This is a genomic window from Tardiphaga sp. 813_E8_N1_3 (assembly GCF_051811025.1).
Classification (GTDB): Bacteria; Pseudomonadota; Alphaproteobacteria; order Rhizobiales; family Xanthobacteraceae; genus Tardiphaga.
Window position 1 is genome coordinate 777,942 of record NZ_JBPWQE010000001.1, and the last position, 14,810, is coordinate 792,751.

Annotated in this window: 12 protein-coding genes; 5 read left to right on the forward strand and 7 right to left on the reverse strand. The window is 62.7% G+C overall.

The annotated features are described in order from the left end of the window. Positions 1-419 precede the first annotated feature (419 nt). Positions 420-1,466 carry a uroporphyrinogen decarboxylase gene (gene hemE, locus AB8A33_RS03680; RefSeq protein WP_439091468.1) on the reverse strand — a complete coding sequence of 349 codons (1,047 nt, stop codon included), beginning with the start codon at positions 1,464-1,466 and terminating at the stop codon, positions 420-422. 191 nt (positions 1,467-1,657) lie between these two features. On the opposite strand from hemE, the gene hemF reads away from it, so the two are divergent. After that, on the forward strand, positions 1,658-2,551 hold the full coding sequence (gene hemF, locus AB8A33_RS03685) for an oxygen-dependent coproporphyrinogen oxidase (RefSeq protein WP_439091469.1): 894 nt from the start codon (positions 1,658-1,660) through the stop codon (positions 2,549-2,551). 6 nt (positions 2,552-2,557) lie between these two features. Here the strand turns inward: hemF and AB8A33_RS03690 are convergent, their stop codons facing one another. Together AB8A33_RS03690 and AB8A33_RS03695 are read right to left on the reverse strand one after the other, a co-directional pair. Beyond that, the gene (locus AB8A33_RS03690; RefSeq protein ID WP_439091470.1) at positions 2,558-3,235 is read right to left on the reverse strand and encodes a heme oxygenase (biliverdin-producing); all 678 of its coding nucleotides are present in this window, start codon (positions 3,233-3,235) and stop codon (positions 2,558-2,560) included. Positions 3,236-3,351: 116 nt separating this feature from the next. Then, a complete protein-coding gene (locus AB8A33_RS03695) occupies positions 3,352-4,326 on the reverse strand; it encodes a LysR family transcriptional regulator (protein WP_439091471.1) in 975 nt (324 codons plus the stop codon). Positions 4,327-4,481: 155 nt separating this feature from the next. On the opposite strand from AB8A33_RS03695, the gene AB8A33_RS03700 reads away from it, so the two are divergent. The 3 genes from AB8A33_RS03700 to AB8A33_RS03710 all read left to right on the forward strand — a co-directional run bounded on the left by AB8A33_RS03700 (position 4,482) and on the right by AB8A33_RS03710 (position 7,864). Further along, positions 4,482-5,492, forward strand: a complete 1,011-nt coding sequence (locus AB8A33_RS03700) for a class 1 fructose-bisphosphatase (protein ID WP_439091472.1) — start codon at positions 4,482-4,484, stop codon at positions 5,490-5,492. A 142-nt stretch (positions 5,493-5,634) separates the two neighbouring features. After that, the gene (locus tag AB8A33_RS03705) at positions 5,635-5,958 is read left to right on the forward strand and encodes a hypothetical protein (protein ID WP_315843781.1); all 324 of its coding nucleotides are present in this window, start codon (positions 5,635-5,637) and stop codon (positions 5,956-5,958) included. Between the two features lie 208 nt (positions 5,959-6,166). Further along, positions 6,167-7,864 (forward strand): thiamine pyrophosphate-binding protein, encoded by a 1,698-nt coding sequence (locus tag AB8A33_RS03710; protein WP_439091473.1) that lies wholly within the window; start codon positions 6,167-6,169, stop codon positions 7,862-7,864. A gap of 55 nt (positions 7,865-7,919) precedes the next feature. On the opposite strand, the gene AB8A33_RS03715 is transcribed toward AB8A33_RS03710, so the two are convergent. Beyond that, positions 7,920-8,567 carry an alpha/beta hydrolase gene (locus AB8A33_RS03715; protein ID WP_439091474.1) on the reverse strand — a complete coding sequence of 216 codons (648 nt, stop codon included), beginning with the start codon at positions 8,565-8,567 and terminating at the stop codon, positions 7,920-7,922. Beyond that, positions 8,564-9,505 carry a ring-cleaving dioxygenase gene (locus tag AB8A33_RS03720; RefSeq protein ID WP_439091475.1) on the reverse strand — a complete coding sequence of 314 codons (942 nt, stop codon included), beginning with the start codon at positions 9,503-9,505 and terminating at the stop codon, positions 8,564-8,566. Before AB8A33_RS03720 ends, AB8A33_RS03715 begins: the two co-directional genes overlap by 4 nt. 127 nt (positions 9,506-9,632) lie before the next feature. Here AB8A33_RS03720 and AB8A33_RS03725 point away from each other — a divergent pair, with 127 nt between their 5' ends. Beyond that, positions 9,633-10,544 carry a LysR substrate-binding domain-containing protein gene (locus tag AB8A33_RS03725; protein ID WP_439091476.1) on the forward strand — a complete coding sequence of 304 codons (912 nt, stop codon included), beginning with the start codon at positions 9,633-9,635 and terminating at the stop codon, positions 10,542-10,544. Here AB8A33_RS03725 and AB8A33_RS03730 read toward each other — a convergent pair. Both AB8A33_RS03730 and AB8A33_RS03735 read right to left on the reverse strand, forming a co-directional pair. Continuing rightward, positions 10,541-12,625 (reverse strand): ATP-dependent helicase, encoded by a 2,085-nt coding sequence (locus tag AB8A33_RS03730; protein WP_439091477.1) that lies wholly within the window; start codon positions 12,623-12,625, stop codon positions 10,541-10,543. The two genes, AB8A33_RS03725 and AB8A33_RS03730, sit on opposite strands and share 4 nt — an antisense overlap. Positions 12,626-12,715: 90 nt before the next feature. Next, complete coding sequence (locus AB8A33_RS03735) at positions 12,716-14,677, reverse strand: methyl-accepting chemotaxis protein (protein ID WP_439091478.1); 1,962 nt, start codon at positions 14,675-14,677, stop codon at positions 12,716-12,718. Between the last annotated feature and the right edge of the window lie 133 nt (positions 14,678-14,810).

Consider the following 14,810-nt stretch of genomic DNA (forward strand, 5'->3'; position numbering starts at 1 on the left):
CTGGCAAGGAGACGGCCGGCCTTGGGATGGAAAGACCCCTGGACAGTGTGACGGACGACCAAGTCAAAACGCGTTCGGCTTACTCGCTTGAGGCACCCTGTCCCATTCGCCTTGGGACTGTAATTTTGGTGATCGGATCGTTCGCCATGGCAACGCGCAAGCAACCGAAAAAACACCGCAGGCGGAACGCTGGGCACTTGCTCGGCGCGTCCGAAAGTCCTGATGCATAACACCATGCGGAAGACCGCATTCGCATCAGGCCCAAGGGTGCAACGGGCACCCGGCGTTCCGCACGCCCTCTTTCAGGGGGGGAATGCGAAACACGACGGCGCCCCCGCGCCGCAAACAATGGGGGTGATGACGCATGTCTGAAGGGGAGTGGATGTGTGAACTTCACATCCGAGGATCTGTGCGGGGTGTTATCCGCGATAATCCCGCACCCGCTTCACCATCTGCTCCACATGGGCGATCGGCGTTTCCGGCTGGATGCCGTGGCCGAGATTGAAGATGAAGCGTCCGCTCGCATAATTCGCCAGCACGTCATCGACGGCGCGATCGAGCGCCGCGCCGCCGGCGATCAGCACCAGCGGATCAAGATTGCCCTGCACGGCGACGTGGCTTTGCACCCGCTCGCGCACGAAGGACGGCTCGGCGGCCCAGTCGATGCTCACGGCATCGACACCGGTTGCGCCGACATAGCTCGGCAGCAGCGCGCCCGCGCCGCGCGGGAAGCCAATGATCTTCGAATCCGGCACCTTGGCGCGCACGCCGGCGATGATGCGCTTGGTCGGCTCCACCGACCAGCGCTGGAATTCCGCCGCTGGCAGTATGCCGGCCCAGGTATCGAAGATCTGCAGCACATCGGCGCCGGCGTCGAGCTGGCTGAGCAAGTAAGTGATCGAGTTCTCGACGATGGTGTCGATGATTATTGCGAAGGCCTCCGGGTGCCGATAGGCCATCATCCGCGCCGGCGCCTGATCCGGCGTGCCCTTGCCGGCGACCATGTAAGTTGCAACGGTCCATGGCGCGCCGCAGAAGCCGATGAGCGTAATCTTTGGATCGAGTTCGGCGCGCACGCGGCGCAGTGCCTCATAGACCGGTTCGAGCTTGGTGAAGTCGGCCTCGGGCGAGAGCGTCGCGACCTTTTCCGGCGTGTCCAATGGATCGAGCCGCGGACCCTCGCCGACCTCGAAACGCACGGAACGGCCGAGCGCATAGGGGATCACCAGAATGTCCGAGAAGATGATTGCAGCATCGAAGCCGAAACGCCGGATCGGCTGCAGCGTCACTTCGGTGGCGAAATCCGGATTGAAACACAGATCGAGGAAACCGCCGGCCTGCGCGCGGACCTCGCGATATTCGGGCAGATAGCGTCCGGCCTGTCGCATCATCCAGAGCGGCGGCACCGCCTGGCGCTGGCCGGCGAGGACATCGAGGAAGGGCTTGCGGGGCGTGGACTGGGTCAAATGCTTGGGTTCCGGAAGGTGGCGCCGAAAGGCATGATTTTGCCGCCTCTGATACACCGCTGCTGCGCTCTTGGCGAGGCGCGGCAATTTCGCAAAAGCGGGCGATTCGTCTCCCGCTTTTGACGCATCTCAAGGTGCCATCGCGCCGCAAGCGGCATATAGACTGTACGAACATCATGAGCGAAAAGACCATGAACATCATGACCCCGATCGTCAGTCCAGAAATCGAACAGAACCGCACCCGTGCCAAGGTCTGGTTCGAATCCCTCCGTGACCGCATCTGCGCCGAGATCGAGGCGCTGGAGCGCGAGGCGCCGCAGGCGCTGTTCCCGGGCACGCCGGCGACCTTCACCTACAAGCCGTGGACCCGTGCGACGGGGATCGGCGGCGGCGTCGGCGGCTTCCTGTCGGGCGGCCGGCTGTTCGAGAAGATCGGCATCCATACATCATCAGCCAATGGCAAGCTGTCGCCGGAGATGGCACGGCAAATGCCCGGCGGTGGATCGCAGCTCGATTACGTGTCCAGCAGCATCAGCCTGATCATGCATCCGCGCAGCCCGCGCGTGCCGACCGTGCACATGAACACGCGGTTTCTGTCGACGGCGGTGGGCTGGTTCGGTGGCGGCGCGGATCTGACGCCGATGCTGCCCGAGCAGCGCAAGGCCGATGCGCCGGATACGATCACGTTTCACGACGCAATGCGCGGCGCCTGCGATGCGCATGACCCCGCTTACTACAAGAAGTTCAAGGCCTGGGCCGACGACTACTTCTTCCTGCCGCATCGCGGCGTGGCGCGCGGCGTCGGCGGCATCTTCTACGATCAGCTCAACACGGGTGATTTCGAGAAGGACTTCGCGTTCACACGCGATGTCGGCTCGGCCTTCCTCGATGTCTATCCGCGCATCGTGCGCGCACGGATGCAGGAAGCCTGGACCGAGGAAGAGCGCGCGCAGCAGCTCGAAACGCGCGGCCTCTATGTCGAGTTCAATCTGCTCTACGACAAGGGCACGATGTTCGGCCTGCAGACCGGCGGCAACGTCGAGAACATTCTGAGCTCGATGCCGCCGCTGGTCAGCTGGAAGTAAGTTCGATCAGGCTGCGCTCGGCGCCTGTTCGAGCGCGGCCTGCACGGCCCAGGACAGATCGGTGTTGAGCTGGAATGCCACCGAACCTTCGTCGATGATCGCCTGCGGATTCTTGGCAAGCTTGCCGGCCTCGTCGAGCGCGTTGCGATAGTCCGACTTCAGCACCGCCAGATCGGCATAGGCCGGGAAATCGTAGAACGACAATTCCTCCGGCGCGAGGCCGGGCTTCTTGGCGAGCAGGCGCTTGAGAATCTGGCCGCCGGAGAGATCACCGAGATAGCGCGTATAGGCATGGGCAATCAGCAATTCGCCGTCGCCCTTGGCGGCATCCGCGATGCGCTTCGCATAGGCTTCGCCGGCGGGCAGTATCGGCACAGCCGAGAAATCGCCATCGCACAGCACATTGAGATCGGCTTGCATGGCCGATGCACGATCGAGCCGATATTGGGTGAGTGCGGCGAGCACCGGCGTGTCGCGATGGCTTTCAAGCCCGGCTTCCAGCGCCTGATAGGCCGCCAGCAGATTTCGCTGCAGCAGGACATAGCCCTTGCGGCTGACGTCGCCGCGCAACATGTCCTTGATGATGCCGGAGCGCTCGGCTTCGGTGTGAAGCACCTTGGTGCCGAGATAAAGGGCGGTCACGACGCTGACGGGCGCAGTGCTATCTGCCGAGACAGCAGGCATTGAATTCTCCGATAATTGATAATGGGGTGTTTTGGCGCTCGGGCTGCTGACACCATATCACTCTCGCCGGATGCCACAAGGTGAGGCCAGGTCTGTCGCTATAACCAAGTCTGTCACTACAGCATCGCGCGGCCGCGGGTCTTGCTGCGTACCGGCGCCGATTTGCCGGCTTCCGTCGCAGGCAGGAACTGCGCGCCCTGTGCGGCGAGGAATGAGCGCATCGCCTGCGCCGGCGGCAGCAGCACCTTGTCCTTGCGGTTAAGCACGAACCATTGCCGGATGATCGGCAGGCCGATCACATCCAGCATCACCAATCGCCGCTGCTCGAGTTCGGTGGCCACCGTATGCGCGGAGATAAAGGCGATGCCAAGCCCGGCCATCACGGCCTGTTTGATGGTCTCATTGCTGTCCATCTCCATGCCGATCGTGGCGCGCAGATCTGCGCTCTCGAACAATTGCTCCATCAACCCGCGCGTGCCCGAGCCCGGCTCACGCGTCAGGAACGTCTCGCTTGCGAGATCGCTCATGGTGAGGCGCGCCTTGCCCGCGAGGCGATGGTCGCTCGGCGCGATGATCACATGCGGATGATCGCCGATCAGGTTCACATCCATGTCGATCCCGGCCGGCGGTCGACCCATGATTGCGATATCGAGATCATAGCTGCGCAGACCTGCGATGGTCTCCTCGCGATTGCCGACCGTCAGCAAGATCTCGATCTTGGGATGGAGTTTCGCGAAGGCCGAGATGGCGAAGGGCACGAAGTATTTCGCGGTACTGACGGCGCCGATGGAGATGCGCCCGCCGGTCTTGCCGGCCATCATGTCCAGCGATGTCGCGCAGGCCGCCATCGCTGCCTCGATCCGTTCCGACAGCGCCAGCACCTCGCGGCCGGCATCGGTCAGGACCATCCCATCGCCAGTGCGCTGGGTCAGTTGCAGGCCGGCGAGGCCTTGCAGGTTGCGCAGTTGCAAGGTGACAGCCGGTTGCGTCAGGCGAAGCTTCGCCGCAGCTGCTGTAATGCTGCCGCTGGCGGCAACAGCGGCCAGCGCACGCAGCTGGCGGATCGAGATGTCGCGGAAGCGCTTCGTCATATAAGAAAAACTTTCCCCGCCTGACCTTTACAAAAATTCCTTTATTTGGCCCTGGAGGTCAATATCTGTGGGCAAAATGCGCCGTTTCTGCCATTCCCGGACACTCCGGACGCGGCCATGTGCCAGAAGGAGCCCAGTATTTTGCGGAGATTGCGATGACCGACCACATGCCCCTGTTCCGACACACGGCTGACTATGCCGGACAGGACCCGCTGCGGCTGGCCGTGGCTGCTGCGGTCGATGCCTTCGCCAAGGCCTCCATCGAAATTTCCGACCTGATCGGCTGCGGCGCGCTAGCCGGAATTACCGGCGAAGCGCAGGGCGCGCAGAATGCCGATGGCGACGTGCAGAAGGATCTCGATGTCCGCGCCGACGAGATTGTTCGTGTCGCTCTGAAGCCGGTGTCCTGGGCGGCACTGGCCTCCGAGGAAGCCGAGACCGCGGATATCCGCGACGGCAATGGCCTGCTCGACATCGCCTATGACCCACTCGACGGTTCGTCGAATATCGAAACCAATATGACGGTCGGTACGATCTTCTCGATCATGCCGACGTCGAAGGGTGCGGTGCCGTTCACGCAGAAAGGCAGTGCACAGATTGCTGCTGGCTTCGTGGTCTACGGTCCGCAGACATCGCTGGTGCTCACGCTCGGCGATGGCGTCGATATCTTCACGCTCGACCGCGCCACGCGGAGCTACAAGCGCATTCGGGCGCGTGTGCAGATCACGGCCGACTGTGCGGAATATGCGATCAACGCGTCCAACCATCGTCACTGGGAAGCACCGGTGCGTGATTTTGTCGAAGAGTGCCTCGCAGGTGTCGATGGCCCGCGCGGCAAGAATTTCAACATGCGCTGGATCGCAGCCCTGGTCGCCGAGGCCTATCGCATCCTGATCCGGGGCGGCGTGTTTCTTTATCCGTCCGACGCGCGCAAGGGCTATGCCGATGGCCGGCTGCGTCTCGTCTACGAAGCGCATCCGATGGCTTTCATCGTCGAACAGGCCGGCGGCGGCGCGACCACGGGCCGTGCCCGCATTCTCGATCTTGCGCCGACGGCGATCCATCAGCGCGTGCCGCTGATCATGGGCTCGATCAACAAGGTGAAACGTATCGAGGCCATGCATCTCGATGCCCGCGCGGGACAAGCGCAAGCCGCAGCCGAATAAGGAATGTGCGTACTACACATCCTGTTTTGACTGATTCAAAACATGACAGGCTTGAGGGCTTCTAAGGCCCGTGGTCTCGAAACGGGTTGAGCATGACGCGACCGCGGCCTAGACAATCGCAGGGGTCGCAAAGGATACGCGCATGCTTCCGCAGCAGGTCAAGGTCTCTGATATCACCGACGAGAATTCGGCACAGACCTATCTCAACCAGGCGATCATGACGACGTTCTGCCGCGTGCTCGACAGTTCGCGTCTGGCGCCCGATGTGGTGATGCGTCTTCTGGCAACCGCGATCGGCTCGACCTATCGCGAAGTCGCCGCGGCCCATCAGGATGGCCAGTGCCCTTGCGGATGGCGCCCGGTCCCGGATGCCGATATCGAGGCCCTGCGATCGTCGCTTGAAGACGCCGCTGCGCCGAAGATGGCCGACGATCTGCACAGTATGGTGATTGCAGGACGGGCGTAATCGCCGGCCGATCTGCCCTGAAATAAGGCTCTATTTGTGCAAAATTGGCCACTGCGGATCGCCGCAGATGGCATTTCTGCGTCTGTTCCGCTTTCCCGATCACGTGATCGGGCCAGCGCGATCGACATATGGCAATTCCTTTAGACCTAAACTACTTTGGCCCGATCCTTGAATGTCGAGGACATCGCGATCGGTGCAAAGTGACCTCATGACATCTTCATCCGCTGCAGTTCTCGACCACACCCCGGCCAACTCGACCGTCTGGCGCGAAGTCGCGCGCGCGCTCGCCGATATCGGCGCCAAGCGCTGCTTCGGTCTCGTCGGTGGCGCAAATTTCAAGGTGACGCTCGGCCTGACCGAATTCGGTGTCGAATTCGTTGCTGCACGTCACGAGGGCGGCGCGGTGAGCATGGCCGATGTGGCGGCTCGTCTGACGCGCGACCTGACGATTGTCAGTGTGACGGCGGGCCCAGGTCTGACCAATGCGATCACCGGCATCGGCGAAGCTGCCAAGAGCGACACACCATTGCTCGTTCTCGCGGGTGACGTGGTGCTCGGTGACAAGCAGTCGGCATTTGCCTTCAATCAGTCGGAACTCGTTCACGCGGTCGGCGGCGAGTGGCGGCAGATCACCGATGCGCAGAGCGCTTACGCCGACACCTGGAAAGCAGCCTCGGTCGCTCTGCGCGAGCGCAAGCCGGTCGTGCTCAGCCTGCCGATCAATGTGCAGGAGATGCCGGTCACGGCAACGATGGGCAAGAAGCATTTGCCGATTACGCCGCGTATCGCGGTCAGTCCTGCGAAGCTGGAAGAACTTGTTGCGACGATCCGGACATCGAAACGGCCGCTGATCCTGGCGGGGCATGGCGCTGTCGTGGCCGATGCGCAGCCGTTACTGGTTCAACTGGCCGACAGACTCGGCGCGTTGCTAGCGACGTCGTTGCAGGCGCATGGGATGTTTTCCGGTCATCCGTGGAATCTGGGTGTGGCCGGTGGCTTCTCGTCGAAGGCGACGGCTGAGCTGATCGCGCAGAGCGACATGATCCTCGCCTTCGGCATGTCGCTGAACATGTGGACCACGAAGAAGGGCAAGCTGATTTCGGACTATGCCCAGCTCGTGCAGATCGACGTCGAGAAGGGCCGTATCGGTATGCATCGTCCGGTCGATCTCGAGCTCGAAGGCGATGCGTCGGCTGTGGCGACCGCCGTGCTGCAGGCGTTTGACAAGACGCCGCCCGGCGAGGCCGGCTGGCGCACGCCAGAGGTCGCCGCGGTGATGACTGCCAGGGGCAACCATAATCTGGCCTATGACGACACCAGCACTGCCGACCACATCGATCCGCGCACGCTGAGCAAGGCGATGGATGATATCCTGCCGAAGGATCGCACCGTCGTTGTCGACGGCGGACATTTCGTCGGTTGGGTGACGCGCTATATTTCAGCACCCGACCATAAAGGCTGGTGCATTCCGATCGCGTTCCAGTCCATCGGCCTCGGCCTCGCCGGCGCGATCGGTGCGGCAGTGACGCAGCCGGAGCGGCTGACAGTGCTGGCGGTCGGTGACGGCGGCTTCCTGATGTCGATCGCAGAACTTGAGACCGCCGTGCGGCTGAGGAAGCGCATATGCATCTTCATCTATAACGACAGCGCCTACAGCGCCGAGGTGCATCACTTCGGCCCTGAAGGCTACAATGCCGGCATGGCGCAGTTCCCGGTGACCGATTTTGCCGCCATCGCGCGCGGTTATGGCGCCGATGGCGTTGTTGTGCGGACGCTTGCCGATCTCGATGCGGTAAAGCGTTGGGTTGCCGATGGCGCGCAGGGCGTGTTCATCGTCGATGGGCGCATCAATCCGAAGCTGATCGCGGATTGGTATAGCGAGATGTTCAGCGGCGCGAATTTGTAGTTCCTTGCTGTCCCCTCGCCCGCAAGAGGGGAGGGGATAGCAAGCGTAGATCGCATTAGACCGAGACACTCTCAGATCGTGCCCTGGCCTCAACATTCCCCAACCATTCTTTCGCAATCGTCAGATCTGCCTGCGAGAGCTGATGGCCAACCGGCAGCGTGCGATGCTGCACATCGGCACCCGCTTTCGTCAGCATCACGGCAAGCCGCTGCGAATTGCTTGGCGGGATGATCGGATCGGACTGGCCCGACACGATCAGTACCGGCTTGCCAGCGAGATTTGCCACCGGTGGTTCACGTAAAGGGACCATCGCCCGCAACAATATGCCGCCGGCCAGCGCCTCGGGGCGCAACAGCATCATCGCTGCGGCGATATTGGCGCCGTTGGAATAGCCGAGCGCGATCGGTGCTTTGAGCCCGTAGCGCTTGCGGGCTTCGACTATGAAGTCCGCAAGGTCATTGGCGCGGCGTCGCACGTCGTCCTCGTCGAACACGCCCTCGGCGAGCCGTCGGAAGAAGCGCGGCATGCCGTGTTCCAGCACCTGACCGCGGGGCGACAGCAGTGCTGCACCCGGCGCAATCGCCTCGCCGAGCGGCAACAGGTCGCTTTCGTCACCGCCGGTGCCATGCAGCAGCAGGAGCGGAGTTGCCTCGCGCCGGTTGCCCGGCGCGAAGCGATGGATGTGGGACAGGTCGTTACTCATGACGCCACCTTCTCCGTGTCGAGCGACGGCAACACGCGCTCGATCTCGCCGCGATGCTTCTCGAGGAACGCGGGCAGTTTCAGATGCTCGCCGAGGGATTCAACGGGCTCGTCCACGGCAAAGCCGGGGATGTCGGTCGCGATCTCGAACAGCACGCCGCCGGGTTCGCGGAAATAGACCGAACGGAAGTAGTTGCGGTCCTTCTGGTCCGTCGGCTGCTGGCCGTGATTCTTCACCAGCTTGTTGGCCATCACCTGCTGGTCGGCATCATCGACGGCGCGGAATGCGACGTGATGCACCGATCCGCGGCCCTGACGGCCCGGCAGGAAGCCACCGGCTTCGTAGATGTCGACGATGCCGCCTTCCACGCTGTCGGCACTCAGGCGGATGATCGAGCCTTCACGCGCGGTTTCCTTGAAGCCGAACACGTCGGTCAGGATCGCGCTGGTCTTCTCGGCCTTCTCAAGCAGCAGCGTCACGCCGTGGAAGCCGCGGATCGCGTGTTCGGCCGGGACGTCGCCATTGCTCCAGCCGGGCTCGTTCTCGATACCGGGGATGCCGACCAGCGCGAGGCTCATGCCGTCCGGATCGGTGAACGGGAGTACCGCTTCACCGAAGCGCTTTTCGAGTGCCTCATGGGCGATGCCCTTCTCGATGAAGCGATGCGTCCAGTAGCCGAGCGAACGGGCAGGGACCCGGAACGAGGTCTGCTGGGTCTGGCCCACGCCGCCACGGCCGGGGGCCGCATGCTCCCACGGGAAGAAGGTCAGGATGGTGCCCGGCTTGCCGGTCTCGTCGCCGTAATAGAAGTGATAGGTGCCCGGATCGTCGAAATTGACGGTCTTCTTGACAAAGCGCATGCCCAGCGCGCGGGTGTAAAAGTCAAAGTTCCGCAAGGCGTTACCGGCGATTGCGGTGACATGGTGGATGCCTGACATGATCTGTCTCCTGGTTGGGAAGGCGTCTCGTCTTCCGTTGCCGGGATAATTGGGTCATCCCCGTTCAAAGACAATCTGGCCATTTGTGACATGACTGTCTATGTTTTGGGGACGGTCAGGAATGCCCATGGACAAGCTCAACAGCCTGCGTGCCTTCGTCAAAGTCGTCGAGCTCGGTTCTTTCTCGGAAGCCGGGCGCCAGTTGCGGCTGTCGCGTTCGGCGATCTCGAAATATGTCGGCGAGCTCGAACAGGACCTCGGCGTGCAATTGCTCAACCGCACCACGCGCCATGCCAGCGCGACAGAGAACGGTCAGGCCTATTTCGAGCGCGCACTGACCATCCTCGCCGATCTCGATGCCGCCGATCAGGCGGTGGCGCAGGCGCAATCGACGCCGCGCGGATTGCTGCGCGTCAATGCGCCGATGTCATTCGGCACGCTGCAACTCGGGCCGGCTATCGCCGACTTCATGGCGCAGTGTCCGGAGCTGCAGATTCAACTCGTGCTGTCGGACGATCAGGTCGACCCAATGCAGGGTGGTTTCGACGTGACGCTTCGCATCGCCGATCTGGAGTCTTCAAGTCTCATCGCGCGAAAAATCGTCGCCATCGATCGCGCGGTTTGCGCGTCGCCGGACTATCTCAAGCAACATGGCACACCGAAGCTGCCGGAGGATCTGCGCAGCCACGCGCTGCTCACCTATGGCTTCCTGCTCACGGGCAATCAGTGGAAGCTGACCGGCAAGGATGGCAACGATCACTGGATCCAGCCGAGCTGGACGCTCTGCGTCAACAATGCGGAAGTGCTGCGCGATGCCGCGATCAAAAGCAGGGGCGTCGCGCTGCTGCCGACCTTCATCGCCGGCGATGCGTTGCGCGCGGGATCTCTGCGCAGTGTGCTCTCCGCCTACAAGGCGCCGCCGCTGACGCTCTATGCGATCTATCCGCCGACGCGGCACCTCGCCGTGAAGGTGCGGCTGTTTATCGATTTTCTGGTGGCGCGGTTTGCCAGCGTGCCGGAGTGGGACAGGAAGCTCTAGCGCCAGATCGCGCGCATGCGCGAATTGATGTCCATGCGGACACCTTGTGCGGCCGCACGTGCCGGATCGACGGTGGCCATCTGCGGCCAGGTTGTGCGTTCGAACAGGCCGAGAAGCGCTTCCGGAATGAACCGCGTGCGCGACGCATAGACGTGGCGGTCTCCTTGTGCGTGCTGGCCGTGGGTGAAGAAACGCTGCGGCACCATCAGATGCAGATCGTCCTTGGCGCGCGTCATCGCCACATAAAGCAGCCGGCGCTCTTCCTCGATCTCCGCTGATGTCCCGGTGCCCAAATCCGACGGCATGCAGCCATCGACCACATTCAGCACATAGACAGACTTCCATTCCTGCCCTTTGGCGGAATGGATGGTCGAGAGGATCAGATAGTCCTCGTCGAGCAGCGGCACGCCGGACTGATCGCTGGTCGCGTCCGGCGGATCGAGCGTGAGTTCGGTGAGAAAACGTTCGCGCGACGGATAGCCTGACGCGATCGCTTCGAGTTGGATCAGATCGGCGCGGCGCGTCAGCGAATCCTCGTGAATGCGATCGAGATGCGGCTCATACCAGCGTCGCGCCAGCTCCAGCTCGGCAGGCCAGCCGGCGCGGCCCGATTTGATCTCGGTGATGACCTCGACAAAGCAGCGCCAATCTGTGGCTGCGCGCGGCGGCGCCGGCGCATGTGCGAGGGCATCTATCGGATCGGCTGCTGCGATCATGTGATCGAGCGCGCGCTGCGCCGATGCGGGCCCGACGCCGGGCAGCAATTGCATCAGACGGAAACCGGCGACGCGGTCACGCGGGTTCTCCACGAAACGCAGCAGCGCCAGCATATCCTTGACATGCGCAGCATCGAGAAACTTCAACCCGCCGAATTTCACAAACGGAATGTTCCGTCGCGTCAGCTCCACTTCGAGCGATCCGCTGTGTGACGACGTCCGGAACAGCACGGCCTGTTCCTTCAGTTTCATGCCGCCTTCGCGATTATCGAGCACACGCGCAACGATGGCGCGGGCCTGATCGGTCTCGTCCCTGATGGTGACGAGTTGCGGTTTTGCGGAAGACTCGCGGTCGGTCCAGAGATTTTTGGTGAAGCGCTCGCGCGCAAGATCGATCACGCCATTGGCCGCCGCCAGGATCGGCTGCGTTGAACGATAGTTGCGGTCGAGCGTGATGATCTCTGCCGGCGGGCTGAACTGCCTGGGAAAATCAAGGATGTTGCGCACGGTGGCGGCACGAAAGGAATAGATCGACTGCGCGTCGTCACCGACGACGGTGAGCCCGTGGCCCTGCGGCTTCAGTGCCAGCAGGATCGCCGACTGCAGGCGGTTGGTGTCCTGATATTCGTCGACCAGCACATGATCGAAACGGCCGCCGATGTCGTCCGCGAGCAGTGGTTCGCTCGCCATCTGCGCCCAGTACAGAAGCAGGTCGTCGTAATCGAGCACGTTCTGCTTCTGCTTGGCCTCGACATAGCCGGCAAACAATTCGCGCAGCTCGGCCGACCAGGCCGCGCACCACGGATAGGATGCGCCGAGCACCTGATCGAGTTCAGTCTCGGAATTCACGCAGCGGGAATAGATCGCAAGGCAGGTGCCCTTGGTTGGGAAGCGCGTTTCAGTCTTGGAGAAGCCGAGTTCGTGCCGCACCAGATTCATCAGGTCGGCGGAATCCTCGCGGTCGTGAATGGTGAAAGCGGGATCGAGTCCGATCTGTTCGGCATAGTCGCGCAGCAGCCGCGCGCCGATGCCGTGAAAGGTGCCGGCCCATGCCAGCGCATCGGTCATGACGCCGGCATTGTCGCCCATCACCTTGCGTGCGATGCGCTCGACACGGCGGCTCATCTCGCTGGCGGCCCGGCGCGAGAAGGTCATCAGCAGAATGCGGCGCGGATCGGCGCCATTGACCATCAGATGCGCGACGCGGTGTGCGAGAGTGTTGGTTTTGCCGGAACCGGCGCCAGCGATGACCAGCAATGGCGCGACGGAGGACGCATTGCCGTTCCCGCGCGGGAACACACCGTGCTCGACGGCGCGGCGCTGTTCCGGGTTGAGGGCGTCGAGATAGGAGGCTTGGGCGAGCACGGGATGTATCCGAGGTGACGAATCACGCTCGCTGATTCCCGCTTTGTTCGCAATGGAAGAGCGGCGCGCCGAAGCGCGCCGCCGGGAGAATTAAGCGGCCCGGACTTCGCGAAGGAACACATCGACCTGCGTCCGCAGGTCCTCGCCATTGCGCGACAGGTCGCCAGCCGATTCCACCACGCGCGACGCGGCAAGGCCAGTCTCGCGGGCGGCGTCATTGACGCCGGCAATGTTCTGCGAAACCTCACCGGTGCCGCGGGCGGCTTCGGCAACGTTGCGCGCGATCTCGAGTGTGGCTGCGCCCTGTTCCTCGACAGCAGCGGCAATCGTGCTAGCGATCTCGCTGACGCGGCCGATGGTCGATGTGATGCTCTGGATCGAATCCACCGAGAGTTTCGTGGCGCTCTGGATCGCGCCGACCTGCGCCGAGATTTCTTCCGTCGCCTTCGACGTCTGTGTCGCCAGTGCCTTCACTTCGGAAGCGACGACCGCGAAGCCGCGGCCGGCTTCACCCGCGCGGGCCGCTTCGATGGTGGCGTTAAGTGCGAGCAGGTTGGTCTGCGCAGCGATCTCGCTGATCAGCTTGACGACGTCGCCGATCTTCTGTGCCGCCTCCGCGAGGCTCTGCACTTCGCTATTGGTGACGTTCGCCTGCGACACCGCATCGCCGGCGACGCGCGCGGATTCGTTGACCTGCTGCGCGATCTCGCTGATCGAGGCATTGAGCTCCTCGATGGCGGCGGCGACCGCCTGTGCGCTCTGCGTAGCTTCTTCGGAGGCTGCCGCGACGGCGGCGGTTTGCCGCGTCGATTCCTCGGCGGTGGCCGCCATCGATTGCGCGGTGTTGCGTAATTCACCGGCGGCGGAGCCAACCGCGTTGACGACGGTGCCAACGCCGCTCTCGAAACGCGCGGCGAGGGCGTTCATGGTGTCGCGGCGATCAAGCTGGGCGCGCTCGCGCTGCTCTTCCTGCGCGGCGCGCAGCTGTTCGGTTTCAATGAGACCGGTCTTGAAGATCTCGACGGCGCCGGCCATCGAGCCGATCTCGTCCTTGCGGCCTGCACCCGGCACCGCGATCGTGTGATTGCCGCCAGCAATGGTGCGCATCGCAGTTTCGAGTGCGCGGATCGGCTTCGCCATCGAGCGGCCCATGAAGGTTGCGATGGCGCCGGCGAGCAGCAGCACGCAGGCAGAAATGATGGCCAGCCAATTCAGCGAGGAGCGCATCAGGCTGTGATATCCGCTGGTGTCGCGGGTAATCTCGAAGACGGCGATGTTGTCGCCCGAAAAGCTCTTGATGGCGCCGAAGGTGGTGGCGACAGGTTTGTTGTCGAGCTCGCCATATTGGGTCACGACTTCACCGGCGAGCGCGCGACGCAGCATCTCGACACCCGGAGCGGCCGACTTCAGGGTGGACGCCAGCGTCTTGCCGGCCTGGCCGTCGATCTGGTGAATGCCGACATCGACACCAAAGCGCGACTTCATGGTGTCGACGAAAGTCTTGCCGAACGGAGCGCCGACATCGATGGTGCCGAGAATGGTGTCACCATCCATCGCCGGTGCCACGCCAAAGACGTTAAGCGCATCGCGGCCGGGCTCGATGCCGCCGACCGATTTCTTGCTGGTCATCGCCTGCACCACCATCTTGCGGCGCTCGGAAACGTTGTCGCCGAAGGTGCCGGGATTATGGATGCGGGCGAAGCTGATGGCCGGCGGTGTTTGGATCGTGATCAGTTCGAGGCCGCGCGGCTTGATGCGCTGATGGGCCTCCTTCAGATTCGCGAGCGCACTGGCACGATCGTTCGCCTTGATGGCGTCCTTGATCGGCTGGGACGACGCGATCGACTCGGCAACCGCGAGCAGCGTGCGCGTTTCGGCATTCAGCGCAGCGGTCAGATTAGCGTAGTCGTCATGCGCCTCGCGACTAAGGGCAGTGTCGATGATCGCTTGTTGTTGCCACATGCTGAAGGCAGCAAGCGCGCCGCAAGATCCGGCAGCGACGAGCGTGATGGCAACAATCATACGTGCTGAAATCGAATTGAGTGCTTGCATCGAATAAGCCCCTTGGGCCGCGGCAGGCAATCTTGCTGCGGCACTAAAATTTCACGTAAAAATAGGGAGACCGAGTGAAGGAGCCCTTAATTACCTCTGTAGCGCAGGTATCCTGGTGTTATAATCCTATTAT

What these genes read in the sequence shown, in the direction of transcription:
- AB8A33_RS03705 (WP_315843781.1), top strand. Translation starts at nt 5,635, where the DNA reads ATGCTTCCGCAGCAGGTCAAGGTCTCTGATATCACCGACGAGAATTCG.
- AB8A33_RS03725 (WP_439091476.1), top strand. Translation starts at nt 9,633, where the DNA reads ATGGACAAGCTCAACAGCCTGCGTGCCTTCGTCAAAGTCGTCGAGCTC.
- hemF (WP_439091469.1), top strand. Translation starts at nt 1,658, where the DNA reads ATGAACATCATGACCCCGATCGTCAGTCCAGAAATCGAACAGAACCGC.
- AB8A33_RS03690 (WP_439091470.1), bottom strand. Translation starts at nt 3,235, where the DNA reads ATGCCTGCTGTCTCGGCAGATAGCACTGCGCCCGTCAGCGTCGTGACC.
- AB8A33_RS03695 (WP_439091471.1), bottom strand. Translation starts at nt 4,326, where the DNA reads ATGACGAAGCGCTTCCGCGACATCTCGATCCGCCAGCTGCGTGCGCTG.
- AB8A33_RS03735 (WP_439091478.1), bottom strand. Translation starts at nt 14,677, where the DNA reads ATGCAAGCACTCAATTCGATTTCAGCACGTATGATTGTTGCCATCACG.
- AB8A33_RS03710 (WP_439091473.1), top strand. Translation starts at nt 6,167, where the DNA reads ATGACATCTTCATCCGCTGCAGTTCTCGACCACACCCCGGCCAACTCG.
- AB8A33_RS03700 (WP_439091472.1), top strand. Translation starts at nt 4,482, where the DNA reads ATGACCGACCACATGCCCCTGTTCCGACACACGGCTGACTATGCCGGA.
- AB8A33_RS03715 (WP_439091474.1), bottom strand. Translation starts at nt 8,567, where the DNA reads ATGAGTAACGACCTGTCCCACATCCATCGCTTCGCGCCGGGCAACCGG.
- AB8A33_RS03720 (WP_439091475.1), bottom strand. Translation starts at nt 9,505, where the DNA reads ATGTCAGGCATCCACCATGTCACCGCAATCGCCGGTAACGCCTTGCGG.